The organism is Roseibium algicola, assembly GCF_001999245.1.
GTDB lineage: Bacteria > Pseudomonadota > Alphaproteobacteria > Rhizobiales > Stappiaceae > Roseibium > Roseibium algicola.
The window spans coordinates 4,241,090-4,266,310 of sequence record NZ_CP019630.1 but is presented as its reverse complement, the minus strand read 5'-3'; the positions used below and the strand labels follow the sequence as shown (position 1 = coordinate 4,266,310).

General features: G+C 59.7%; 19 protein-coding genes. 3 read left to right on the top strand and 16 right to left on the bottom strand.

Annotation, left to right across the window (positions count from 1 at the left end; all coding sequences use genetic code 11):
* Window positions 1-14 precede the first annotated feature (14 nt).
* Window positions 15-1,117, top strand: a protein-coding gene (locus B0E33_RS19650; protein WP_156912411.1) for an IS3 family transposase whose coding sequence is annotated in 2 segments (ribosomal slippage) — window positions 15-276 and window positions 276-1,117 — 1,104 coding nt in all. Because the reading frame shifts where the segments join, the coding sequence is not laid out codon by codon here.
* 43 nt (window positions 1,118-1,160) lie between these two features.
* Here the strand turns inward: B0E33_RS19650 and B0E33_RS19645 are convergent.
* The 8 genes from B0E33_RS19645 to B0E33_RS19610 all read right to left on the bottom strand — a co-directional run bounded on the left by B0E33_RS19645 (window position 1,161) and on the right by B0E33_RS19610 (window position 11,474).
* On the bottom strand, window positions 1,161-1,448 hold the full coding sequence (locus B0E33_RS19645; RefSeq protein ID WP_077292153.1) for a hypothetical protein: 288 nt from the start codon (window positions 1,446-1,448) through the stop codon (window positions 1,161-1,163).
* A gap of 539 nt (window positions 1,449-1,987) precedes the next feature.
* Complete coding sequence (locus tag B0E33_RS19640; RefSeq protein WP_022998035.1) at window positions 1,988-2,209, bottom strand: hypothetical protein; 222 nt, start codon at window positions 2,207-2,209, stop codon at window positions 1,988-1,990.
* 481 nt (window positions 2,210-2,690) lie between these two features.
* Window positions 2,691-3,407, bottom strand: a complete 717-nt coding sequence (locus tag B0E33_RS19635; protein WP_062487705.1) for a response regulator — start codon at window positions 3,405-3,407, stop codon at window positions 2,691-2,693.
* A complete protein-coding gene (locus tag B0E33_RS19630) occupies window positions 3,404-6,445 on the bottom strand; it encodes a hybrid sensor histidine kinase/response regulator (RefSeq protein WP_156912445.1) in 3,042 nt (1,013 codons plus the stop codon). The genes B0E33_RS19635 and B0E33_RS19630 overlap by 4 nt, the downstream gene beginning before the upstream one ends.
* A gap of 462 nt (window positions 6,446-6,907) precedes the next feature.
* Complete coding sequence (locus B0E33_RS19625) at window positions 6,908-7,660, bottom strand: DeoR/GlpR family DNA-binding transcription regulator (RefSeq protein ID WP_077292152.1); 753 nt, start codon at window positions 7,658-7,660, stop codon at window positions 6,908-6,910.
* Window positions 7,660-9,342, bottom strand: coding sequence for an ABC transporter permease subunit (locus tag B0E33_RS19620; protein WP_077292151.1), 1,683 nt, complete (start codon window positions 9,340-9,342; stop codon window positions 7,660-7,662). The genes B0E33_RS19625 and B0E33_RS19620 overlap by 1 nt, the downstream gene beginning before the upstream one ends.
* Window positions 9,339-10,379, bottom strand: coding sequence for an ABC transporter ATP-binding protein (locus B0E33_RS19615; protein WP_077292150.1), 1,041 nt, complete (start codon window positions 10,377-10,379; stop codon window positions 9,339-9,341). Before B0E33_RS19615 ends, B0E33_RS19620 begins: the two co-directional genes overlap by 4 nt.
* An 87-nt stretch (window positions 10,380-10,466) precedes the next feature.
* Entirely contained in the window at window positions 10,467-11,474 is a 1,008-nt protein-coding gene (locus tag B0E33_RS19610; RefSeq protein WP_077292149.1) for an ABC transporter substrate-binding protein, read from the bottom strand.
* A 202-nt stretch (window positions 11,475-11,676) separates the two neighbouring features.
* Here B0E33_RS19610 and hisN point away from each other — a divergent pair, with 202 nt between their 5' ends.
* A complete protein-coding gene (gene hisN / locus B0E33_RS19605) occupies window positions 11,677-12,465 on the top strand; it encodes a histidinol-phosphatase (protein ID WP_077292148.1) in 789 nt (262 codons plus the stop codon).
* Between the two features lie 234 nt (window positions 12,466-12,699).
* On the opposite strand, the gene B0E33_RS19600 is transcribed toward hisN, so the two are convergent.
* The 8 genes from B0E33_RS19600 to B0E33_RS19570 form a co-directional block, all read right to left on the bottom strand.
* Window positions 12,700-14,016, bottom strand: coding sequence for an SGNH/GDSL hydrolase family protein (locus B0E33_RS19600; protein ID WP_077292147.1), 1,317 nt, complete (start codon window positions 14,014-14,016; stop codon window positions 12,700-12,702).
* A 12-nt stretch (window positions 14,017-14,028) separates the two neighbouring features.
* Entirely contained in the window at window positions 14,029-15,864 is a 1,836-nt protein-coding gene (locus B0E33_RS19595) for a carbamoyltransferase family protein (protein WP_228148030.1), read from the bottom strand.
* Between the two features lie 4 nt (window positions 15,865-15,868).
* The gene (locus B0E33_RS31140; RefSeq protein ID WP_022998046.1) at window positions 15,869-16,018 is read right to left on the bottom strand and encodes a DUF5989 family protein; all 150 of its coding nucleotides are present in this window, start codon (window positions 16,016-16,018) and stop codon (window positions 15,869-15,871) included.
* Window positions 16,019-16,065: 47 nt separating this feature from the next.
* Window positions 16,066-16,470, bottom strand: a complete 405-nt coding sequence (locus B0E33_RS19590) for an SxtJ family membrane protein (protein WP_156912444.1) — start codon at window positions 16,468-16,470, stop codon at window positions 16,066-16,068.
* A 529-nt stretch (window positions 16,471-16,999) separates the two neighbouring features.
* Entirely contained in the window at window positions 17,000-18,004 is a 1,005-nt protein-coding gene (locus B0E33_RS19585; protein WP_077292144.1) for an aldo/keto reductase, read from the bottom strand.
* 134 nt (window positions 18,005-18,138) lie between these two features.
* The gene (locus tag B0E33_RS19580) at window positions 18,139-21,318 is read right to left on the bottom strand and encodes an efflux RND transporter permease subunit (protein WP_077292143.1); all 3,180 of its coding nucleotides are present in this window, start codon (window positions 21,316-21,318) and stop codon (window positions 18,139-18,141) included.
* A gap of 56 nt (window positions 21,319-21,374) precedes the next feature.
* Complete coding sequence (locus B0E33_RS19575; RefSeq protein WP_077292142.1) at window positions 21,375-22,886, bottom strand: efflux RND transporter periplasmic adaptor subunit; 1,512 nt, start codon at window positions 22,884-22,886, stop codon at window positions 21,375-21,377.
* A 269-nt stretch (window positions 22,887-23,155) separates the two neighbouring features.
* Window positions 23,156-23,827, bottom strand: coding sequence for an outer membrane protein (locus B0E33_RS19570; protein ID WP_055655843.1), 672 nt, complete (start codon window positions 23,825-23,827; stop codon window positions 23,156-23,158).
* Between the two features lie 370 nt (window positions 23,828-24,197).
* Between B0E33_RS19570 and B0E33_RS19565 the strand changes: the two genes are divergently transcribed.
* Window positions 24,198-25,211: a calcium/sodium antiporter gene (locus B0E33_RS19565; RefSeq protein WP_022998053.1), complete on the top strand. Its 1,014-nt coding sequence runs from the start codon at window positions 24,198-24,200 to the stop codon at window positions 25,209-25,211.
* Window positions 25,212-25,221: the final 10 nt, after the last annotated feature.

The window sequence follows — 25,221 nt, the reverse complement described above, 5'->3', positions numbered from 1 at the left end:
AAGGAGCGGAAGCGATGAAGGCATCGAAGTTTTCGGACGCACAGAAGGCGTTCATTCTGAAGCAGGGCGACGATGGCGTTCCGGTTGCAGAGATCTGCCGGAAGGCCGGGATCAGCCAGGCGACGTATTTCAACTGGAAAAAGAAGTATGCGGGTCTGTTGCCTGACGAGATGCGTCGGTTGAAGCAACTCGAGGACGAGAACAATCGGCTCAAGAAGATCGTGGCGGACCTGACATTGGACCGCGAGATGCTTCAGGACGTTATTCGGCGAAAGCTCTGAGGCCTGTCCGAAAGCGCAAGCTTGTTGACGGGATGTTGGCAGACTGGGGGATATCGATCAGACGGGCCTGCAAGGCGCTGAAGTTCGACACTTCGACCTACCACTACAAATCCCGCCGCACTGGGCAGGCCGGCCTCGAACTACGGATCAAGGAGATCTGCGAGACGCGGGTTCGCTACGGCTACCGGCGCGTTCATGTGTTGCTTCGCCGCGAGGGCTGGCTGATCAACATGAAGAAGACACGCAGAATTTACAATGAGTTGGGCCTTCAGCTCAGGAACAAGCACCCCAAGCGAAGGGTGAAAGCGAAGCTTCGGGAGGATCGCCAGGAGGCCGTCGAGCCAAACGATGTCTGGGCAATGGATTTTGTCCACGACCAGTTGGCGACAGGCAAGAAGCTGCGCATCCTGACCATCGTCGATACCCATTCACGGCTCTGTCCGGCGACCGATCCACGCTTTGCCTATCGCGGCCAGGATGTGGTGCAGACCCTGGAACAGGTGTGCGGCCTGATTGGCTATCCGAAGACAATCCGGGTGGACAACGGCAGCGAATTCATCTCCCGAGATCTTGACCTGTGGGCCTATGCAAATGACGTCACGCTCGACTTCTCACGGCCCGGAAAGCCAACCGATAATGGCTTCATCGAAGCCTTCAACAGCAAGTTTCGGGCGGAATGTTTGAACATGCATTGGTTTCTGACGCTTGCAGATGCCCGTGAAAAGATGGAGGATTGGCGTAGACACTACAATGAGGATCGTCCTCATTCGGCGATCGGGTACAACGTCCCGATTGCACTGCATAATCACGGTGGCATCCCCAGCCCATCACCGTGAAGAAGCCGGAAAACTCCAACCTCCGGCGATCCAAGATTGGGTCTCAGTGCAGGGCAAACGCGCGAACTATAAAGATTTGGACCCGAAAAAGGGTAGCATCAACCATCAAACGCGCCGCCTTGGTAGCTTCATTTTCGTTTAGTGGGCCCAAGACGCTATCACGGTTGGAGCGCTCAACAATCTCTATGCTGGCAAGGCAAAGAATTGCATCAGAGTATCCTTGCGCTGCCACCTCGCGCAGTGTGCTCCAGTCTGAAATCCCGCCGTATGGCGGTACCGCAGTGCGAGACAATTGCTTCTCCATTTTCGGCATCAACGTCAATGCGAGCATAAGTTCAACTCTGACGTCTAACTTTCGTTGATACTAGTACCCAACCTCACACCGCCTCACCAGATAGCGATACCGGTTCCTAGGCTTTGAGTAAGACCGTTGTTGTTGGACAGACAGAAGCCCTTTATTGCAACACCAGCAGAGCAGTAATCAGAAGGGCTGACCAATTCTTGGTTCATCGAGCACCTCCGTTTCCTGCAATGAGCCGGACCGAAAACCGAACAAGTCAGTCAGCGCCGTGCCTAGAAATCGGTTGCTCGACAGTTTGGGCTAGGTGGTAAAAGCAGGCATTCAAAAAAGGCGTAGAAATTTCAAAACGCCTGGAGAAGAGAGCTTGCCTGAAGGGGCCAACCGGCCGTTTCAGATGTCTTCTTCTTGAAAACCTGTCTGCGGGCAATTCAACGGATTGATGGGTATACCCTGGCAAGCAAGCCAAAACACATCAATGCCAGTCGAATTGCACCGCAGGAGAGGTGACCCTTATGGCGTATTGTTCACGCCGAGGGTTTCTGGTTGTCAGTTCCGGTCGAGGTTAGGCCTCAACGAGATTTCTGACGGGAAGATTTCTTGATCTTCACGGTCTGCGTTTCGGAATTGCTTTCGTGACCGATCTTGCCAAGTTCGTCGACAAGATTGTCGATGCAATCCTGAAGCGCCTGACCTTCAAGTCCCCAGCAGCTCTGGCCAGCGGAAGCAGGCGTTGCCTGGATCAGGAACGTGGACATGACAGCAGCCAGTGCGAAAGAAGTGGTTTTCATCATAGTAGTTCTCCATTTGGTTTTGGCGTCGGCGACCTTGCCGACACACCAAAGATGGGAACCTTTCTTTTCAGCCCCGTTTCACCGGGTGTTTCAATTGTATCCGGGCGTTCGCCCCACAGAAATATCCGACACATTGTTTCAAATGCGAGGTCTGAACGGGCATTGAGCTGGGCGACAAAACCCCAGACAAGACCAGTGTAAACGACTGAAGAAAAACATCTTTTGAAAAAACTTGGAAAGCCGCATCACGCGCCGGGGAAAGCTTTTTCCCATGTCCGCCCGGTATCAAAAACCCCGCCCTTGCACACACCAAAGGTACAATTGTTACCGTTCACAAGGAGACAGCGCGGATCTGGGGCTGGATTGATGCGCCAAAAAGCCGGGATGCTGACCAACAGGACGCAAATTCCGGCTCTGACGAACTGGAATTTGCGGCAGGCATCACAGCTTAAGGGGTTTCCCGGGTCGCCGGGAAGAGCATTTAATCGAAGACGTAGCCCAACCCTCGGACCGTTCTGATGGTCTCGGGTTTTGTGGGATTGAGTTCAATCTTGCGGCGCAGCCTTGAAATACGCAGATCGATCGAACGATCGAAAGGTTCCCAGCCCTTGTCATGCGCCTGCTCCAGCAACTGGTCGCGGTTGAGAACGCGTCCACGGTTCTCAACGAACACCCTGAGCAGCTGATACTCCATGGACGTAATCGCAATTTCCTGACCGTCGCCACCGATCAGCCTCGCCCCGTCCAGATCCAGACGGCAAGTGCCAAAGGGAACTGTGCCTGCTTGCCGATCCTTCTGCTGCGCACTTGTCTCGTCAAAACTTCTGCGCCTCAGTGCGGCTTTGATCCGGGCCTCCAGTTCGCGCAGGTCGACAGGTTTGCCGACATAATCGTCGGCTCCCATTTCCAGCCCCACCACGCGGTCGATCACATCACTTGCTGCGGTCAACATGATCACCGGCACGGTCGAGGTGGTTCGAAGGTCACGCAACGCGGTCAGACCATCCGTACCAGGCATGTTCACGTCCAGAATGATCAGCGCCGGTTCCAGGCTCTCCAGAAGCCGTTTCATGTCGTTGGCGTTCGGCGCCTCAACAACGTCATAGCCGCGCTCGGCGAGATACTCGGCAACCATTTCGCGAAGATGAGGTTCGTCGTCACAGACCAAAATTTGCTTCGCACCCGGAGCCCCGCTCATGATGTGTTTTTCCTGCTGTCCAGTTGATTTAACAAACAAGCCAGATCCTTCTTGGAAATGGGCTTTTCAATGTAGGGGCGCTCGCTTTCCAGCAGAAATGTCTGAACGGACTTCCCCATGGCATCGCCCGTCATGAAGGCGATACGATCCTTGTAACCGGGCGATAACCCGATCAGGCTGTTGTAAAATGCGGCACCGTCCATGCCCGGCATCTTGTAGTCGCTGATAATCAGATCGACAGATGTGTGAGACAGGCGCGCAAGAGCCTTGCGTGCGCTGGTTTCCTGTATTGCCTGGCATCCGAGATCTGCCAGCAGGTCACAAACGAGCTCGCTGACCGCGACATCGTCATCAACGACCAACACCCGTTTGCGATGATGCGTTCCGCCTGGCTGGGCCTGCGAGGTGTCAGTTGAAGCCTCTGTTTCCATTGCGGGCAGCCGCACGAAGAAACTTGTCCCCTTGCCAACGGATGAACTGACTTCGAGAGTGCCTTCATGGGTGTCGACAACCCGGTGACAGAATGCCAGGCCGACACCCGTCCCCTCACCCACGTCTTTTGTCGTGAAAAACGGCTCGAAGATGCGGTCCCTGATTTCCTTCGTCATCCCCGGACCATTGTCCCGGACTTCAAGGACTGCCTGGCCGTCTCTTCCGTCGTGGAACGTCCGCAGCACAAGCACCGCGTCTTCGCCAAGCGGCGAAAGGGCGTGTTCCGCATTGATAATGAGGTTCGTAACGACCTGGACCAGCTGGTCCGTATCGCCGAGGATTGACGGAAGATCCTCATCAAACTCCGTCTCAATCCTGGCTCCGTTGGAGCGCAGCCCGTAGCCGGCAAGATCCAGGGCAACCGAGGCGATTTCGTTCAGCGTACAAGGTTCCAGATTTGCCGGTCGCTGGCGCGCCATGGACAGGAAAGCCCTGACGATCCGCGCGCTTCTGTCGGCAGCCTCCGCGATGCGGTCGATGCGCTTTTCCAGAACCGGGTCCTTGAGCTTTCCCTGAAGCATCTGGGCGTAACCGGTAACGATGGAAAGGGGATTGTTGAGTTCGTGCGCGACACCGGCAAGCAGCTCACCCAGGGCGGACAGTTTTTCGTTCTGGTGGGCAATGTCACGCTGTTTCTGCAATTCCTCCTGCATGGCCAGAAGGTCCGAAATGTCCCTTGTGGAGGACACGATGACATTCTCGCCCTTGTAGTCGGTCACGCGGGCGGCGGTGATGCCTTCCATGATTGAGCCGTCGGCCCTGCGGAACTGAACCCGGTAATCATCAAGAGTTCCCGTCGGCAAGAGCGCTTCCAGATACCGCTCCCGATCCTCCGGCTTCAAGAAGAAATTGAGGGTCGTGTCGATATCGCCAAACCGCTCCCGTGAAGCGGGCGGGCAGTAGATGATTTTTCCATCTTCGATGCGAGAGACGAGAAAGTTTGCCGGGCAGGCCTCGACGATCTTGTGCAGAAGCAGATCTGCCTCGCGCTGCTCTTCCTCGGCACGTCGCTGCTCGGTCACGTCGATAAAGGAGACGAGGTACCCGTCCAGTTCGGTTCTGTGGGCTGACGCCAGCAGAATACGTCCACCGGCAAGATGGATGGCCTGCTTCTTCTGGTAGGATTTCACCAGAAGCGTCAGCTCGCACATATAGGACGTCTTGTCTTCGCCCTCGGGAACAAGAACGATGCCGTTGTCGATCAACCGGCCCAGGATGGTGAGAATGTTCTCCCCGGCAACGGGCGGCGCCAGTTCACTGAAGTACATTTCGTACCAGAGCCGGTTTCCGAGCACGAAATTGAGGCTCTTGTCGAAGAGCACCAACCCCTCATCGAGAGATTGAATGGCATCATTCAGGGTGGCCAGGCTTCTGGCCTCGGTTTCTTTCAAGGCGGTGATGTCGGTGACCACGACAACGCGGCTGTTGTGTTCGGAGATGGCTCGCTCGACACGGTAGTGCCGGCCATCCCAGAAGCGAACCTCCATGGGTTCCAGCGTCTCGCGCTGCTGCTTCACCGCAGCGGTGAAGAGCTCAGCCGCGCGGTCACCTACTTCCTGACCGGCAACCATCGATATCTGCGGTGCCAGCAAGTTGATCCGCTCAATATCCGACAGCTTTAGAATTTCGGCCGCGGTCAGGTGAAAGGGCGCTGCAAACGCATCATTGCAATGCGTGAACTGCCCGTCCGGCCCTTCAAAGGCGATACCAACCGGCAACCGTTCAACCGCGGTCGTAAAGCGCCGCTCCGCCCTGACGCGATCCGTGACGTCTTCAATCGTGAGCAGCCGTCCTTTCAGATTTGTCTCGTAGGCACTGCCGACCAGTTCCCTGTTCTGATTGTTGGGTATCGGATACCCCTTGATGGCAAGGCGTATAAGCCGATCCAGCTCATCGAGCATTTCGGCGGGTTTCATGCCCCCAGAAAGCGGGATCAGGCCGCATGCTATGGCCTCGGCGTGGATGTCGCGCATCGCACGGCCAGGAACGAAAAGCCTGCCGTCCGGGTCGCCTATCTCCCGAAACTTCTTGTTGGCAAACACCAGCCGGTCATCATCATCGACGAGCGCGATACCAACGTCGACGGCATCAACCGCGCCGTAAAGGATCTCTCTTGCACGCGCCTCTGCGGTCCGCTGTTCCGTGATGTCGCGAACCTTCACGACAATGCTGCCGTCTTTCAGATGCTTGAGATAGATCTTGTGCTGGCTGCCATCCGCAACCTTGATCTCGATCTTCAGTTTTCCCCTGCCTGCCAGGGTTTCCAGGACACCGGGCAAACCGCCTTCAGGGCTGCGAACGAATGAAATGTGCCCGCTGCCGACAGCACTGCCGACGATGTCGTCAAGCCGCGCGCCGGGAACAAGCAGATTCTTGTGTGGACCCAGCATCTCCGCATAGCGTTTGTTTGCGAAAACGAGCCTTCTATCACTGTCGTAGAGAACGAAGCCATCGCTCAGCGCCTCGACAGCTTCTTCCATGAGCAGCTGGATCCGGTTTCTATCGGCTTCACTTTCAGAAGCACTCGCTCCGTCTTGAAGCAACATTGGATCTCACTTTGTATCAACGCCTCGGCAAGGGCGGCAGGCCGGACCTCATTTCTACGTAAGCTTCTTTTCAGTTTGGCCTTGCCGTTTGTATCAATTGTATCATGTCGCAAGCGTCGAGGGCCCGCAAACCGGCACGGAACATTGCCCGTTGTCCGGCCCGGCTGATCCATTTGGGACCTTCCGCACCCTTCCTTGAGGCCTGAAAATGGCTGGAGCCGGCAAGCTCAAACCATGGGCTGTCTATATCAGGTCGGGAGAAACGCAGGCTTGGGATGAATGGGGCGGAGCGGCAACGTGATGCGGGTACCGATCCCCCATGTCGCGATGGCCGTTCCCTCCACCACAGCTGAACAAAGACGACATTGAACAGACGTTTCAGTTTACCCCACCAGGCGCGAGTGCAGAAAATCTGTACCGCGTTGTGCAATCTGCTCCTGTCTATCGAGCGGTTTTCGCTTCTCAAGCCATTACGTCTATGGCCGCTTGGCGGAAGGCCGCTACCTGCTCTTCAGTTGCTGCCCTGTTTGTCACAAGCCTGCCGATCTCTCCGGCCTCCAAGGCCTGAACCCTGCTGGTTTTTCCAAGCTTGCTCTGGTCGGCCAGAATAACCGTCTGCTGCGCCTGTGCCGCCATGGCTTTGGAGATTTCGGCTTCCTGAAGGTCGTAGAAGAACGCACCCTTGGTCGGATGCACCCCAACCGGAGCCGAAAAGCACAGGTCGACACGGAAACGGCGGATTTCAGACAGGGTGAGTTCGCCGACTGTCGAAGGGACGTCGGCCGCCATCCGCCCACCGAGCAGCAGCACGTCCTTGCCCGCCCCTTGCAGCGTGGTGGCAATATCAATCGAGTTGGTGATCACCGACAGATCCGACAGCTTGGCCAGTTCACGGGCAAACAGGGCTGTAGTGGTGCCCGCGTCCACAAGGATCGTCTGTCCGGGCTGGATCAGTCCGGCAGCCTTGCGGGCAATCTCCGACTTTGCCCGGATCTGCGTCGTCATCCGTTGTCGGAAGGGCTCCTCGGAACGCGGCTCGGGCAAGACCGCGCCGCCATGGACGCGGCTGACCTGTCCAGACTCTTCGAGGTCCAGCAAATCGCGGCGCACCGTCTCGCGAGAGACGTTCAGCATCTGCGCAAGATCGTTGGCGCTCACCTGCTGGCTCGCGCTCAGCATGGAGAGGATGAGCCGGTGACGTTCTTTCGCCCACATCAGGTCCGCACCTTGCTCCGGTTACCTCGTCCCATCAGCACCAGCGTTCCCTTCATGCTCAAAAGCGCAATACACACGACTGCCATCACGCAGGTGGAAAAGGCTGCCGCCTGCGAAGTCAGACCGGCATCGTCCAGCCGCATGATGGTGACAGCCGCCACGCTCAGGTCAGGCGTGGTGAGGAAGACGACTGCCGACAGGGTTACCATGGACCGCATGAACAGGAAAAAGAACACCGAAACGAGCATTGGGGCAATGAACGGCGCGATGATATCGACGGCCGTCCTTGCCATTCCAGCTCCAAGACTGTCTGCGGCTTCCTCGAGCGCCCGGGGCAACTGGCGAAAACCGGTCATCACCGTCAGAAAACCCTGCGTGTGGTAGTGGTAGAAGTTGATGATCGCGATGAGGGCCGCCGTCCCATAGAGAAGGTAGAGCGGCGTCGCGGTTGAATTGAAAGTCAGGATATAGGCAAGCCCCAGAACCATCCCGGGCACTGCGGCCGGCATGGCGGCCAGCATCTGGATGGGCTGGGCCACGCTGCGCGGAAGGCGGCGCAGCCCAAGGCACAGGAGGAAGACGGCAAGCGTGCCTCCCGACGCCGCCATGAGCGATATCACGATGGTCATCCAGAGCGAGGAATACCCCCCAGCCAATGTGATGTCGTAGTGCTTGAACGACAGCGCCATGTTGTAAGGCCACAGGGTGACAAAGCTTGCGTAGACGACAATGCCGATAACCGCGACGATGCCGGTGCAGACCAGAAGCGACAGGAACGCCATGACCGGGTCGCGCACGGGTGCGAAGGAGGGCCGATACGGCACCTGGCCGGCCATCTGTCCGACCTGTTGCCGCTTCATTGCCTGACGCTCGATCGCATAGGAAACCACCGTCGGCAACAACAGCATGATGCCGACGACAGCTCCCATGTTGAAATTCCGCTGGCCAACCACTTGGGAGTAGATTTCGGTCGCCAGAACCGAGTAGTCCCCGCCGATCACCGCCGCGTTGCCGAAATCGGTGATCGTGATTGTGAAGCAGACGAAAGCCGCGTTGAGTATCCCGAAGCGCGCCGCGGGCAAGGTCAGGTCGCGAAACTGGCGTGACGGCGAAGCGCCCATGACTTCCGCAGCTTCGTAAACACGCGCGTCCAGCAGGACCAGCGCCGCGCCGATAATCATCACCGCCTGCGGCAAGGCATAAAGAGTGTTGGCGATCAACAGCCCCCAGAAGCCGTAGATTTCGATCTCGACACCCAGGGCACGGCTGATGACGCCGTTGCGTCCCAGAAGGAAGATCAGCCCGAGCGCCTGCACAAGAGAAGGGGCGAGCAGCGGCAGAACGATCACGCCGCGGATCAGCCACTTGCCCCGGAAAGCGCAGCGATAGAGCCCATGCGCGATGATGAAACCAAGGAAGACGCTGAGAACTGTGGTGGCAGCCCCCATGATCAGGGAATGTTCGGTCGCACGCCAGAACCCCGTCGACCCCAGAACCCTTGTGTAGTTGGCAAACCCGTAACCATCGTCAACCGTCAGGGAACGCAGGAACACGATCACCATCGGGTAGAGAAAGAAGAGGACGAGCCCAATCAGTGGCAGCCCAACGCAAACAAGTGTCAGCAGCCGGTCCGCATCCAGTTGCCTGCGCGCAGGCGTGGTCATCGTTTCCACACCGCTCATGCGGCGGTCTCGGCAGGCTTGTGGGTGATGTCGTCAGCCACCCAGGTGCAGGCTTCCGGTGGAATGCTCAGGTTCACGCGTTCGCCCTCGTGACAGGAATTATACCCGTGTGTCTCGACGACCAGCGGACCGATCGCGCTCTCGACCTCAAGCCGTCTGAGATTGCCAAGGAAACTGATGCTGCGCACCGTGGCGTTGCCGTCCTGCGCCGGGGTCAGACCGATCTGTTCCGGGCGAATGCAGGCAACATGCTCCGTCCCCGCTCCCCCCGGCCACTTTGCCATAAGATCCGGGAATTCACGCCGGATCGGGGCGGCAGAAACGAGATTGCTGATCCCCATGAAGTCCGCCACAAAGCGCGTCGCCGGTCGATGGTAGAGGTCTTCCGGCGTGCCGGCCTGCACCACGACACCATGGTTCATGCAGATGATCTTGTCCGCCAGCGCCAGCGCCTCTTCCTGGTCATGTGTCACCATCAAGGTTGGAATCCCGAGCGAACGCTGAACATGGCGGATTTCGTCTCGCAGTTCGGCCCGGACCTTCGCGTCGAGCGCCGAAAGCGGTTCGTCCAGCAGCAAGACGCGCGGGTCGACGGCGATTGCCCGGGCCAATGCGATTCGCTGCTGCTGTCCGCCGGACAGTTGACCGGGGAACTTGCCTGCGACTTGCGGCAATTTCACCAGCTCCAGAAGTTCCGTCACACGCCGTGAAATCTCCGACCGCGGCGTGCCACGGATCTTCTGCCCGTAACCGATGTTTTCGGCCACTGTCATGTTGGGAAAGAGCGAGTAGGACTGGAACACGATCCCGAAGCCCCGCTTGCGTGCGGGAAGGTTCGAAAGCGCCGTCCCCTCCAGAAGGATTTCGCCGCTGTTCAGCTCCGTCAGGCCGGCGATCAGCCGCAGGAGTGTCGTCTTGCCACAGCCGGAGGGACCCAGCAGGCAAACGAATTCCCGTCGATCGATCTCGATCGAGACATTGTCGAGCGCTTTGAAGGACCCGAAGGTCTTGGTGGCGTTACGGACGGTCAAGTACACGGCGGATCGGTCTCCTGTCAAAGGTGCGCGGGCCTCCAGTAAAGCCCCGCGCGCTTCTGGCGGCAGCCGAAGCTGCCGCGGGCACGATCAGCGGCCCAGCTTTTCTTTCCAGGTTTCCTTCACGGCCGTCTGGTTCTTGGCCGCTGTGACGAAATCGATTTTCGCCAGGACGGTCGAAATATCAGCCGGCAGGCCCGCTTTTTCAGCTGCTTGCGAAGCATCGACACCCGGAACCGTGATCAGCGCCTTGTACTGCTGGTAGAGACCGATTGCCTCGTCAGACATCGTCCAGTCGAGGAAGGCTTTTGCCGCATCCTTGTTGTCGGAGCTTTCCATCAGGCCGGATGCTTCCAGTTCATATCCAACGCCTTCCTCTGGGAAGACCATTGCCAGAGGATAACCTTCCTCGATGGACTGCATCGCGGTGAATGCCAGAGAGATACCAACGGTGTATTCGCCAACGCGTGCGGACTTGCAGGGTTTGGAACCGGATGAAGTATATTGTGCCATGTTCGGATCGACGGCTTCGAGCTGTGCCCAGCCGGCCTCGTCACCCATGGTTTGCAGAACCGCATTGACGTGGAGGTATCCGGTCCCGGAAGAATTCGGGTCCGGCATCAGGATCTCGCCCTTGAAGTCCGGGTTCTCGAGATCCTTCCAGCTCTTGGGCATTGGCAGGCCCTTTTCCTCAAGCCGTGCCGTGTTCACGCAAAACGCGCCCATGTAGCCGATCGGAGCAAACCATTTGCCGTCTTCACCACGGAAGGAGGCAGGCAGAACATCGACGCCCTTGGCTGCGTAGGGTTCCAGCATCTCCAGGATCTGGGGATCCATCATGGCGCTGACGGCCCATCCCCAGATCACGTCGGCCTGCGGGTTGCCCGCTTCTGCCAGAAGACGCGCGCCCAGCTTGCCGGTGGACAGGCGCAGCACATTGATCTCGGTATCGGGCATCGCCTTCTGGGCGGCCTCGACATAGGCCGCGATCTCTTCTTCCTCAAGCGCAGTGTAGACGGTGATTTCGTCGGCAGAGGCTGTTGCCGTCATGCCGACGGCAAACAGCGAAGCCAAGGTGAATTTCGTCCAGGTCTTCATTGTCGTCTCTCCTTGTTGATCCACGTGTTCGTGTGCCAGTGCCTGCCCCGGATCGGATCCTCCCGAGACCCTTTGTTATTGCCGCGTCCTCTGTTCGCGGTTCTGGGGATATTTGTGTAGTCTTGCATTTTTGTGGATTTTGTCTAGAGTTAATTTGCCGGCTGACCATCGTTGCCAGCTTCCCCGCAGACAAGGAAAACCCATGCAAAGCTCCACGACGCCGCCCGAAACGGAGATGCTGGCGCGTTTTGCCGACGGGCTCGCCAACGTGGCCGACGCCATGGCGATGACCTACTTCCGCAAGCCATTGGACGTGGAACAAAAGGCCGACCTTTCCCCGGTCACGCAGGCTGACCGCGCCATCGAGGCCGCGATGCGTGAAAGCATCCTCAAAGAGTTCCCGGCCCATGGCATTCTTGGCGAAGAGCACGAGGACGCACGTCTGGATGCCCAATACCTCTGGGTGCTCGACCCGATTGACGGGACGAAGAGTTTTGTTTCCGGGATGCCGACCTTCGGCACGCTCATTGCCTGCCTTTTCAACGGGACACCGGAACTCGGCATCATCTCGATACCGCCGACAGGCGAACGCTGGATGGGGCGGCGCGGTGAACCGTCAACATTCAATGGTGGACCTTGCCGCACCAGTGGCAGGCACCGACTGGCCGACGCGATCCTTTACACGACCACGCCCGACACGTTCGACACCGAGGGACGCGCGCAGTTCGAGGCACTCTCAAGCAAGGTCGCCATGCGACGCTTCGGGGGCGACTGCTACGGATACGGACTGCTGGCTTCAGGCCACATTGATCTGGTGTTCGAAATGAATCTGCATCCCTACGATTACATGGCCCTCATTCCGGTTATCGAGGGTGCGGGAGGCGTGATTACCGACTGGAAAGGTGAAAGGCTGGGCCTGCACTCCGAAGGTCAGGTTCTCGCCGCGGCCAACGCCGCACTGCACGCAGAAGCCCTGGCCGCCTTGTCCTGACCCGCCTTCGACAGTGCCCTGGGCTGTCGCCCCCGCGCCGTCCCAATTCAGATTCTGTGCCCGTGCCGGCGTCGTCAGCCCGGGAGACATGATGAGGCTGCCTGTCAACGCCGTTGCCAGAAACAGGGCATTCCGACGCTGGAGGGATGGTGCACGGCCATGTGCAAAGTTCGGCAACCAGGGCGCGGAAAACGACGGCATCGCGGCACCAAGCGTCCACTCGGCAAGGCGGTGTCAGGGAATTGCCATCAGCGGGTCGGCCATGATCGTGCCGGCGGCAAGCGCCGCGCCTTCGGCATTCAGATGCGCATCCGGCGCATAAAGGCCCAGCGGCGAGGGATAGTCGCGAAAGGTCGGGGTCAGGTCGATCATGCCCAGCCCTGCGCTCTCGGCTGCGCGCGCCACATTCTCGCGTAGCGGAGCGCTGAGAAAGCCATGCGGGAACACCCCACCGAACTGGTCGAGAGCGGGGATATAGACCACCACCACCCGCCCCTGCCAGCCATCTGCGATCTGCTTCATGCGATGCAGGATCTGCTCGAAAACCGGGTTGTCGCTGGCCGCCTTGGGGTAGTGCAGGCCCAGGATGCTGGCGGTTTCCTGAAGGGCGAGGAAATTGCGCAAATAGGCCCGGCGGCTCAGATATTCCTCCAAAGTGGCAGCAGTGCCCTGCCACCAGCCGGCAATGATCCGGGCCGCGTCCGCGCGCCGCGCCGCATCCAACTCGATCGGGCCGAAATCAGCCTCCGGCGCCAGGGCCTCGTGCAGCCACGGCTGTTCTGTTTCAACGGACAGGTTTTCCCAGTCGTTCCCCTCGAAAAAGGCCAGAACGGTGATGCGGGGGCGAAAATGCGGGCCATAGCGGCCAAGGACCGCCAGTTCATACAAGGGGCCTGCGCCCCGGCTGGCAGTGTTCAGGATCGAAGCCCCGCCCGCACGCATCTGGTCGACGAAATGCTGGCCATCGTCGAGGCAAATCCCCTCGGCAAAGGAATCGCCGAGGATCATCAGATCGACCGGTGCGGCAGTTTCCGGCTGCGGATTGCGAAAACCGTAACTGTCGATCCGTGTCGTGACCGGCACGCCCATACGGCTGCACAGCAGCATCTCGGCTCCGGGCGTCCCGGCCAGCACCGCCTCGGCCAGAGTTTCGGTCCCCAACTTGGCATTCAGCGCCTTGATCGTATAGGCCGGAGGCATGGCGCCGCCATAGCGCTCCAGATCGGTTCCGCCATCGACGATCCCGGCCAGCCCCATCCGCTGCGGCAGGTTATGCCAGCGCATGTACCCCTCGAACATGAACATCCCGGCCAGGATCGAGCAGGCTGTAATCCCCATCGTCAGCGCGTTGTCGGGCGACAGCAGCCAGGCGCAGCCAACCAGCAGCGCGGCAATTGCCAGCGGCCCCAGGACATAACGCAGCAGCCTGGGCAGGTCTGAGGCGAAATCGTCAAAATGCACCAGCGCAAAGATCGCGGTCAGCAGGAAGTAACCCGCCGGGATCAGGCACAAGATGGTAGCGATCCGGCGATGGCGGCCGAAGATGTGCAAGGGCTCCTCCGGTCAGTCCAGTTCGTACATGTTTTCGTAATTCTCGTGCAGTGAGGCGTCCTGCGCCTCTTTCTCCAGCAGGCAATTGCCGGCGACCAGCATCTCGATCCCGGTGCCCATGAAGCAGCGGAAGGCGTCGGTCGGAGTGCAGACGATCGGTTCTCCGCGCACGTTGAACGAGGTATTGACCAGCAGCGGGCAGCCGGTCAGGTCGTGAAAGGCGGAGATCAGCGCGTGATATTTCGGGTTGGTGTCGCGATGCACGGTCTGCACGCGGGCCGAATAATCGACATGGGTCACGGCGGGGATGTCCGAGCGGCGGATGTTCAGCTTGTCGATGCCGAAAAGAGCCTGCTCCTCGGACGTCATCTGGCGCCGGATACGTTCGGCAACATCGGCGACCAGCAGCATGTAAGGGCTGTCCCCGTCCAGATCGAACCACTCGCTGACATGCTCGCGCAGGACAGAGGGCGCGAAGGGCCGGAAGCTCTCGCGGTATTTCACCTTGAGGTTCAGCAACTTCTGCATGGAGCCCGAGCGCGGGTCGCCAAGGATAGATCGGTTGCCAAGGGCGCGCGGCCCGAATTCCATCCGTCCCTGAAACCAGCCCACGGCCTTGCCATCCGCCAGCGCCTGTGCGCTGCGGGCCAGGATCTCACCCTCGTCCAGCCGGGTAAAGCTGGCCCCCGCCGCTGTCAGATCCGCCGCGATCCGGTCGTCGTCGAAGGCTGGACCCAGATAGGCGCCCCGCATGGCATCGCCGGGCTTTGCCTGTCGGGGCTGGCCCAGTTCCATATGCCACGCGGCCTGCGCCGCCCCGAGCGCGCCCCCGGCATCGCCCGCCGCCGGCTGCACCCAGATGTCGCGAAAGGCACCGTCGCGCAGGATCTTGCCATTGGCCACGCAGTTCAGCGCCACCCCGCCGGCAAGGCACAGCGAGGGAATCCCGTATTCCTGCGCCAGCGCGCGGGTCATGCGCAGCAGGATCTCCTCGGTCACGGCCTGAACAGAGGCGGCGATATCCATGTGGAACTGTGTCAGCGGTTCCGTCTCGGGCTGGCGCACGGGGTGGCCGAACAGGTCCTCCATGGCCTTGCTGGTCATGGTCAGACCCGCCGCGTAGTTGAAGTAGCGCTGATCCAGCCGGAACGAGCCGTCCGGCTTTACGTCGACGATCCGATCCAGCATAAGGTCGCGAAATCGCGGCTGCCCATAGGGGGCCAGACCCATCACCTTGTATTCGCCGGAATTCACCTTGAAGCCGGTGTAATAGGTGAAGGCGGAATAGAGCAGGCCCAGCGAATGCGGAAAATGCAGTTCGCGCTGAATTTCCAGATCCTTGCCGCGTCCGATCGCAACCGTGGTCGTCGCCCATTCCCCCACCCCGTCGATGGTCAGCACCACCGCCTCTTCGAAGGGTGACGAGTAGAAGGCACTGGCGGCATGGCTGATGTGATGTTCGGCGAACAGCAGCTTGTCCACGGAGAAGCCCGGGTCGAAAAGGCTCAATTCTCGCTTCAGCAGGTCCTTCAGGAACAGCTTCTCGCGCAGCCAGACCGGCATCGCCATCCGAAACGAATTGAAACCACGCGGGGCATAGGCCAGATAGGACTCAAGCAAGCGCTCGAACTTCAGGAAAGGCTTGTCGTAGAACGCAACGTGATCGACGCTGGCAAGGTCCAGCCCGCCCTCGTCCAGCACATAGGCGATGGCATGGGCGGGAAAGCCCGCATCGTGCTTGCGCCGGGTAAAGCGCTCCTCCTGCGCGGCGGCCACAATCCGGCCATCGACCAGCAGTGCAGCGGCGCTGTCGTGATACAGCGCCGAGATCCCCAGGATCGCGGTCACTGGTCTAGAACAGCGCATAGATGAAGGGGGCGACCGCCGAGCCCTGGCTGAGCACGATCAGCGCTCCGAAAATCGCCAGTACAATGAAAACTGGCAAAAGCCAGAATTTCCGCCTATCACGCAGAAAACCCCACAATTCGGCGATCATCGACATAGAGGCAATTCCTTGCTTTGTCTGGGAACCGTGCCGGTATTTTTGTCCTAATATTGCAGTTTCATGGACTTCGGCTGGTCGGTTCTGGGAATCCAATAAGATTTTTCATTCGGATCCACTTTCCTTGAAAGCGGATCCTTCCCGCTGGCTCGCATCGCAAGACCGATGGGAATGAAGATTAAAAGAAAGACAACCGCCATCGCCACCGGCGCCATCACGGCACCAAGCAGCAGACCCAGTTTGAACCACAACCTGTTGGGTAGGCGCAGGCTCTGCGGCGCAAACATGGCAAGGGCAATAAAAACAGCCGCAAGGGATAGCAAAATCCATCGCGGCGCGGCGCCACCAGTGACCGGCCACAGCCCGATCAGCAAAAAGACCGCAGCGAAGACCAGCCCGAAATTCCGTTCGGAGCCCATCCTGACCGAGGTATTGAACTGATGATCACTCATTTGGAACCACACAGGTAAACAACCTGTACTATATATATCAAAATCGACGGGGTTAGTCCCCAGTTAATATTCGCGTAAAAATTAAGCACATGATGCGGTTTTGCACAAATCGAAAGAGGGATCCACTGCGTAAACCCGGATTGATAACCTGGGAGGCATGAGCCATAGGGCTCAAGCGAAGTACAAAGCCGCGAACCGGGCTGCTTGCAAGGAGGCGTTGAAGCAACGCAGGTCGGGGACTGTGGATGCTGCTGCCGGGTGGGAAACGTGCTCGCCAGCCTAGCTGCAACGATGCCGGGATCCGTTACATCACCTTTCGTGAGCAGCCATCCTTTCAGATTTGTCTCGCAGACACTGCATGCTATTCGAGCATTTCGGCATGTTGAATGCCCCCAAACGCGGGATCAGGCCGTATGGCATGGCCTCGGCATGCTCCCGCAAACCGGCATGTGACATTGGCCGCAATCTGACCCTTCTGATCCAGTTAGGACTTTCACACCCGCCCCTCAGGCATGGGATGAAACGATGATCAGACCGGTTGCGGATTGCGTTCCGGGAATGCGCGTTGGTGCCAATACGGATAGGGAACGGGAGTGGTGCTGGCTTCGTCAAGCAGACGCATATGTTCGGCATCCATCTCCCAGCCGGTGGCCTCCATGTTGTTGCGCAACTGAGCTTCGCTGCTAACGCCGATGATGAGGCTAGCCACGGTCGGCCGCTGCAGAAGCCAGTTCAGTGCGACCTGGGCTTCGCTTTTGCCTGTGTCACGAGCCACCTCCCCCAACGCTGCAAGTACGCGCTCCAGAAGGGTTTCGTCGTAAAGAGGCGGTGCATAGTCCGGGGTTGCGTCCTTGTGCCGGCCTGCTGAAGCGTGCTTCCCGCCACCCTTCAGGCGCCCCCACCCAAGCGGGCTCCACACCAGGGCTGAAACGCCTTGATCCAGGCCCAGTGGCATCAATTCCAATTCGTAATCGCGGCCGATGAGCGAATAATACACCTGGTGCGCCACCAGCGGCTGCCAACCGTTGTATCGTGCCGCAGCCTGAGACTTCATCAACTGCCAGCCGGCATAGTTCGAGACACCCAGGTGCCGAACCTTCCCCGCTTTCACCAGGTCATCCAGCACCTCCATGGTCTCTTCGACCGGTGTCATTGCGTCAAACGCATGGAGCTGGAACAGGTCAATATAGTCGGTGCGCAGACGGCTCAGCATTCCCTCGACAGCAGTCAGCAGGTGGCCGCGTGAACTGCCCACGTCATGTTCGCCCGCCCCGGTCCGCAAACCCGCCTTCGTGGAGATGATCACCTTGTCCCGGCGCCCGTTGAGTGCCTGTCCGAGCACCATTTCGGCATTTCCGCCGGCATAGACGTCCGCGGTGTCGAACATGTTCAGCCCCTCCTCGAGACAGATGTCGACAAGACGCCGGGCTGCACCCGCATCATTGCCAGACCATGGCCCGGACGTGAAACTCGCCGTCCCCAAGCTGAGAACGGGCACAGACAGGGCACGATCGCCCAGCCAACGACGGTCCAATGCGTGTCTCCTTCCACGATTGATTGAACTGACCTTGATCAGGTACTTTTCTGGTAAGACGTCGGGATTGGATCAGGTGTTCCGATCCGGTTTCAGGCTTTGCTCCAGTCCATCACTACCCCCTCCCCCTGCGGTCACGCCTGTCCGCCGGAAAGCGGTGCCCTGCCCCGAAGCTTGAGCAGGCGCCTGCCACTGGTGATCGCCTGACCGAAGTCCTTCTGCACCGCCAGCAGAGCCGGCACCAGAAGGATGACAAGGAACAGCCCGACGCCCAGCCCGTAGGCCAGCGTGATGACTGTCGGCAGCAGGAACTGGGCCTGGCGACTGGTTTCGAACAGGAGCGGCGCCAGGCCGAACACTGTCGTTGCAGTCGTCAGCACGACCGCCCGCAACCGGTCGCAAACACCGTTGACCACTGCCTGCCGGAATGGGTGGTCCTTGGCGTATTCGTCGATAGTGGTCACCAGCACGATGCTGTCGTTGATGATGATGCCCGCCATGCCGATGAAACCGACCACGGAGAACATCGACAGCGGAATGCCGTGCAGGTAGTGGCCCCAGATCATGCCGACACAGCCGAAGGGAATGATGATCATGATCATCAGCGGCCGGGTCCAGGATTCGAAGATCCAGCACAGCACCAGGTAGATGCCGGCCAGACACATGGCAAAGCCGATCAGTGCATCGGAGAGGAACGAGCGTTCCTGCTCCGCCAGCCCGCTCATCTCGCTTTCGACGTCATAGTCGGCGGCAAGCTGTGGCAGAAGCTCGTTCTGCAGCATGTCGGTCACTCGGGCAGCGGCTGCCGGATTGTCCTCCGATACATCCCCGAAGACCCGCAGCGTGCGCAGCCCGTCGCTGCGGCGGACCGAGGCAAAGCCGTAGGTGCTGTCGATGCTCACAATCTCGCTCAGGGAAACATAGGTGCCGGCATCGGTGCGCACCCGCGTTGAATAGAGGAACGCGGCATCCGTTTCCTCATCCGGCAACAGCACTTTCACCGTTGCCGTTCGCCTGCCGATCGGAAACTCGGCAACCTCGATGCCCTCCAGCCGGTTGCGCAGAATGCGGGCGATTTCCTCCGTGGTGAAGCCAAGGGCTTCGCCGCGTGGTGTCAGCGTCAGGTTCAGCTCCGGCTTGTCATAGGCCAGCGTATCCTCCAGCGCGCTGACGCCTTCCATAGGCGCCAGAGACTGCTTCAGGCTTTCGGCAGCAGCTTTCAGGTTTTCCGTGGAGTTGCCGTAGAGCTTGATGTCGATCGCGTCGCCCCCCGGGCCTGAGCGCTCGCCGCGCAGGGCCAGCGTTTCCAGAAGCGGCGGATTTATGATCTCCTCGCGCCAGTCGCCGATGAACTGAAAGGCCGAATAGGGCCGAAGGTCGGGGTCGAGCAGTTCTATGGAAATCCCGCCAAGCTGGTCGGCATCCTTGGTATCTGCCCCCATGAGGCCGCGCCCCGCCGTCGCACCGACGGTGGAGAGCGCAAAGACCACCGGTTCGGCACCATATTGCTCGCCGTACCGCTGGTTGACCACGTCAAGCGCGCGTTCCATCTCCGCAATCATCGCCTTGGTGTCATCGCGTTTTGCCCCGGGCATCATGGCAATGCTGGCGGAAACCACCGCCTGTTCCGGCGCATTGAAGAACCGCCAGCGAACCGACTTGTCGAAAACCAAGGTGAGCGACAGCGCCAGGACCATCAGCGCAAAGCCGATAGCCGGATACCGCACGGCGAGAACCCAGCCGACAAACCGGCGAAACAGCTTTTCCCGGAACCAGACGAAGCCCCGGTTGAACAGGCGGTTGGGCAGGTCGAACCAGTGTTTCTTCTTGCTGGCCTTCAGCGCGTGGTTCATGTGGGCCGGCAGGATGAGGAAGGATTCCACCAGGCTGGCAATCAGCACCACCGACACCGTAAAGGGAATATCGGCCACAAGACTGCCGAAGCGCCCACCGATGGCAACCAGCCCGACAAAGGCAATCAGCGTGGTGATGGAGGCGCAGAAGACCGGTGCCGTCATGCGCCTTGCCGCAAGACTGGCGGCTTCCGCTGGCGAATAGCCGCGCCTGTGCAGGAAGTCGGCATGCTCGCCGACCACGATGGCGTCATCCACGACGATGCCGAGACAGATGATCAGCGCGAACACGGAGATCATGTTCAGCGTGATCCCGAAGACATACATCAGGCCGATCGTGGCGGCCATCGCCACCGGAATTCCGGCGGCCACCCAGAAGGCCGTTCTGGCTGAAAGAAACAGGAACAGGAACAACAGCACCAGGGCCAGCCCGAAGATGCCGTTTTCAACCAGGATGTCCAGTCGGTCGATGATCGCCTGCGAGCGGGTGTTGGTCAGCTGAACGACAACACCTTCTGGAAGGGTGTGCTGGAAGTCCGTCGTGATCCGTTCTACGGCCCGCTGGATCTCGATGGTGTCTCCCTGGGCGCTGCGGCTGACCCGCAGAACCACCGCCGGCATGCCCTTGTGATAATAGGCCCGGCCGCTTTCCACCCCTTCGGTGACAATGTCCGCAACGGACCGCAGCTCAAGCTTTTCCCCCTGCGAGGGCGCTTTCAGAACGATCTCTCCCAGCTCCTGCTCGCTGCGCCGGGTCTGGCCGGTACGCAGCCGGGCGGAACTGCCGGCGACATCGCCCGCGGGCGTCGTTTCCATCTCCGCCGAAACAACGTCAGCGATTTCGGCAAGCGTCAGACCATGCCGCACCAGCATGTTCTCGCCGACATTCACCCGGATGATCGGGTCTTCCAGTCCTCGAATGGTGACCCGCGTGACGCCCTGGCGGAAAAAGACGGTCTGGAGATCTTCGGCAAAGCGGGCAAGCTGGTCGATATCGACCGGCCCATACATGACGACATCTGTCACCCGGTCGGAATAGACGCTGCGGGTGACCACCGGTTCGTCAATGCCTTCGGGAAGGCTGGAGCGGGCCTGATCGACGGCGGCCTTCACCTCGTCGGTTGCCTGGCCCATGTCCCAGCCGTCCTCGAACTCCAGTTCGATGCTGGCCCGGCCCTCGCGCGCAACGGATGTGGCTTCGTCGACACCGTTGATGGCAAGCAGTTGCGGCCCCAGGATTTCGACAACGGCCCGGTCGAGATCCTCGGGCCCCGCGCCCGACCAATTGACGACGACGTCCACTTCCTCGCGGACAAAATCGGGAAAGAACTGCGTCCGGATCTGCGTCGAGGCCGCGAACCCGCTGATCAGCATCATGGCCAATAGCAGGTTCGCCGCTGTGCGGTGCCGGACCATGTAGTCCAGCAGCGAGGCAAATTGCGATCCGCCAGGAGAACGCATGTCGGGACACTCCAATCAGAATATCAGGTCGGATGTGACAGGGTTTGCAGCGGTGTTCAGCCGCTGTTGCCGCCGCCATGCTCCAGCCGTTCGATCAGCTCTTTCGGCACCATCGGCTTGTTCAGAAGGGCAAGCAGCCTGGCCTTGCGGTTTTCCGGCATGTCGGACCTGTTCAACTGATCGATCAGCGCCGCGCGTCGTTCAGGTTCCAGCGCCACCAGGTCGCCGGAGAGACGCGCTTCGCCTGCCTCCAGCGCTTGCGCCGTCGCTGGCTCGCCAGGTTGCGGGTCATCCTGCCCCCCGGTGTTGCGCCGAGGAGTAACCTTCAGACCGGTGCCAAGCTGCGGCAAGCGCTCACGCACGTAATCAGCGCCAAAGGGGACATTGGCCACGATGACTTCATTGCCCATCCGGCGCAGGATCGTCGCCTTGATTTCCTCGATCCGATCCCCTTCGCCAACGATCAGCATGCGGCCGTTTTCCGTGAGCGCCGCCGAAGGCACCTTCGCGACACGGGTCAGCTCCGGTTCAAGCACATTCACCTTCACGAAGTCGCCCGGCCGCAGCACCGTACCCGGCTCCAGATCCAGCGTCGCAAACAGCGTTCGCCCCGCTTCGCCTTCAGAGACCACGGCCGCGGCCCTGTCAATGGTACCTGGAACCTCGATCGACCGGCCTCCCAGCTGCAGGACTGCTGTGACGGGTGCCTTCACCAGACTTCCGCTGGTATCCAGCAGCCGGGAAAATTCGTCGGTCGACAGCGAGAAACGAACTTCCAGCGCCGCCGGATCGATCAACAGGGCCAGCGTCTCCGAAGAGCTGACGCGGCGCCCCAGCGTGGCGTTGACCTCAGAAAGGTAGCCTGTGAAGGGGGCCGTCAGAGTGACTTCCTCCAGGGTACGCCTGGCATCGTCCAGAGCGAGCCGGGCTCGCTTGACCGTCAGATCCATCCGCTCGATGCGCTTGCGTGCAGTGATGACCGATTGCAGGCGATTGCTGAGCGATTGTTCGAGGGAGGCGACGGCCAGTTCTTCGGTCTCGACCTGTACGGCCGTGGAATAACCCTTGTCCCTCAGCTGCTGCTGGCGCTCCAGCGCCTGCTTGCGCAAGTCCAGCTGGCGCCGGGCTGCTTCCAGTTCCTGCTCGGCACCGACAATGGCTTCCGCGGCTTCCGCCTTCTGGGCCTCGGCATCGGCAAGGGCCGCTTCCGCGTCCAGCACCTGGAATTCCGCATTGGCCGGATCGATCCTCAGCAGCAGTTCGCCCTTTGCGACGGCGGCACCGTCGCGAAACTTGGAGGCAACCTCGACAAGCCTGCCTTCCGAGCTGGCCCTGAGTTCCAGCGTCCGCCAGCTTTCCACCTGGCCGTAGGCAGTCGTGACAGGCGCGACGGTTTGCGATGTCAGCTCGGCGACATTGACCGAATAGCTGCGTTCGCGGGCAGGACGTCGCTGCGCGGTCTCTTCTGCCGTCATGGCAGTATACAGACGGTAGCCGCCAAAACCGGCAAACCCGATCATGATCGCCATCAATGCCAGACCGACAAGTCCGCGCATCAGAAACCGCATTCGCCTCTCCACCTGAAGGGCCGGACTAGCGGGGTGTAAGGAAGTCACCCGGGCACCGGCACTTAACGTCAGGTCCCTTAAGTAACACGGTACTGGGGCGAAATTCTGAAAAGCTTGTAACGACTTGTATCGTCTTGTATACGCCGGCCGCCTGTTCGCCCGTCAGCCGCTTCTCTTTGCCGCAGCCGGCCGAAGACACCCGGAAAGCAGACAAGAAAAAACCCGGCACCTTGCGGTACCGGGTTTTCCGTATCGGCCGGGAGGCTGGCTTAGAACTTGTAGCCAATACCCATGCGAACCTGCGAATTGTTGAAATCCGAGCTCACGCCGGTTCCGTTCAGGTTGAAATCCTGTTCGCCGAAATCCTGGTAGACGTATTCCAGCTTGGCGCTGATGTTGTTGGTGATGGCTGCTTCGCCACCTGCGCCAAGGGTCCAGCCCAGGGCGGTCTTGCTGTCCGTGTCGCCATTGCCGGAAACTTCCAGGTCGGCAATCGCCAGACCGCCGGCGCCATAGACCATGTAACGGTCGAAGGCGTAACCGACACGGCCACGGAAGTTGGAGTTCCAGTCAGACTTGGACCGCAGGGTCAGGCCACCGTTGGACTTGGACTTTTCCAGGTCGGTCAGGCTGAAGTCCGCTTCCGCGCCGACCACGATGTTCGGCGTCACCTGGAAATTGTAACCGGTGTAAAGACCGCCGGCGATGCCGTTGGCATCCACTCCAAGCCCGGTGTTGTTGCCGGCCTTGTTGTCGAACTGGCCGAAAGCCCATCCGAGATTGCCACCGACATAAAGGCCGGTCCAATCGATGCTCTGTTGCGGAGCCGGAACCGCCTCATAGGCCGGTGCCGGCGACTGCGGCAAATCCGCAGCCAGGACAGGCGCCGATGCGACCGTCGCGGCTGTCAGGGCCATGCCAGCAAGTGCAAGACGTTTCATTTGAGTACTCCAGATCCACTTTATCCATTAGTGCGTTGGCCGGAAACTGCCGGCCAGTTGCGAGTTGGACGGGTATACAGCCGCGTCCTCACTCTCCCCCAGTGACAAGATATGGAGATCGTTTGTGGCGGATCAGGATTGAGAATGGGGAGTTTTGATGACAAATGGAGGCAACATTCTGACAGGATGAAAGACCCGTAAAGACAATTGCAATTTGCATTCAGGAACCCCATTTGGCCGGTAGAAAGATCCTTGTCCGCGGCTTTCCCCTCACCGATCTATTGCGTATAAGGCGCCAAGTTGAACATTGGCGCTGCCACATTGAAGCCGCCTTCGAAGATTGAAACTGACCCGAACCGGAAATTCGTAAATGCTCTTTGACTACATCAGCCTCGCAGGCGGACTTGTTGTTCTGATTATCGCAGGCGATGTCTTGGTCAGGGGTTCGGTCGGTATTGCGCAGCGTCTGGGCATTCCCAATCTGGTCATCGGTCTGACCATCGTCGCCTTCGGCACCTCTGCTCCCGAACTGGTCATTTCCCTGAAAGCCGCGCTGGAAGGCGCCGGCGGCATCGCCATCGGCAATGTGGTCGGTTCCAACATCGCCAACGTGCTTCTGGTTCTGGGCATGCCCGCGCTAATTGCGGCAACCCCGTGTGGTGAAACCGGCGCAACGCGCAATGCGCTGTTTATGGTCGCAGTCACCATTGTTTTCATGGCGCTCTGTTTCTTCACGCCCATCGGCCTGACCGCCGGCCTCATTCTTCTGGCACTGCTCGGTGTCTTCCTTGCAGCCTCCACCATGATGGCGCAGAAGCACAGGAAAGAGCAGAAAGCCATCGCCGCCGCATCCGCGGGCGCCGCCGCTGCCGATATCCCGATGGAAGACGATGATGGCCTGGACGAGGTTGAGGATGTTCCCGATTCCGTCTGGATCGCGCTTGCCTATATTCTTCTCGGTCTGGTCGGTCTGCCGCTCGGTGCGCATTTCACCATCAGTGGAGCAACGTCGATCGCAACCTCCTGGGGCGTCAGCGAAGCCGTCATCGGCCTGACCGTCATCGCCCTCGGCACCTCCTTGCCCGAACTTGCCACCACGGTCATGGCCGCCATTCGCCAGCATGGTGCCGTCGCCATTGGCAACGTCATCGGCTCCAACGTCTTCAATCTGCTTGCCATCATCGGCATCACCGCCGTCATCGTGCCGATCGACGTGCCGCAGGAAGTCCTCAAGCTGGATATCTGGGTGATGCTGGCCTGTGCGATCCTGCTGACAATCCTGGCTGGAATGCGCATCTGTCTCGGCCGTATATCCGGCGCAGTCATGACGGCGGCCTATTGCGCCTATATCGCCACCGTCTATGTGCTGGGTCACACCTCCTGAAGACATTTTT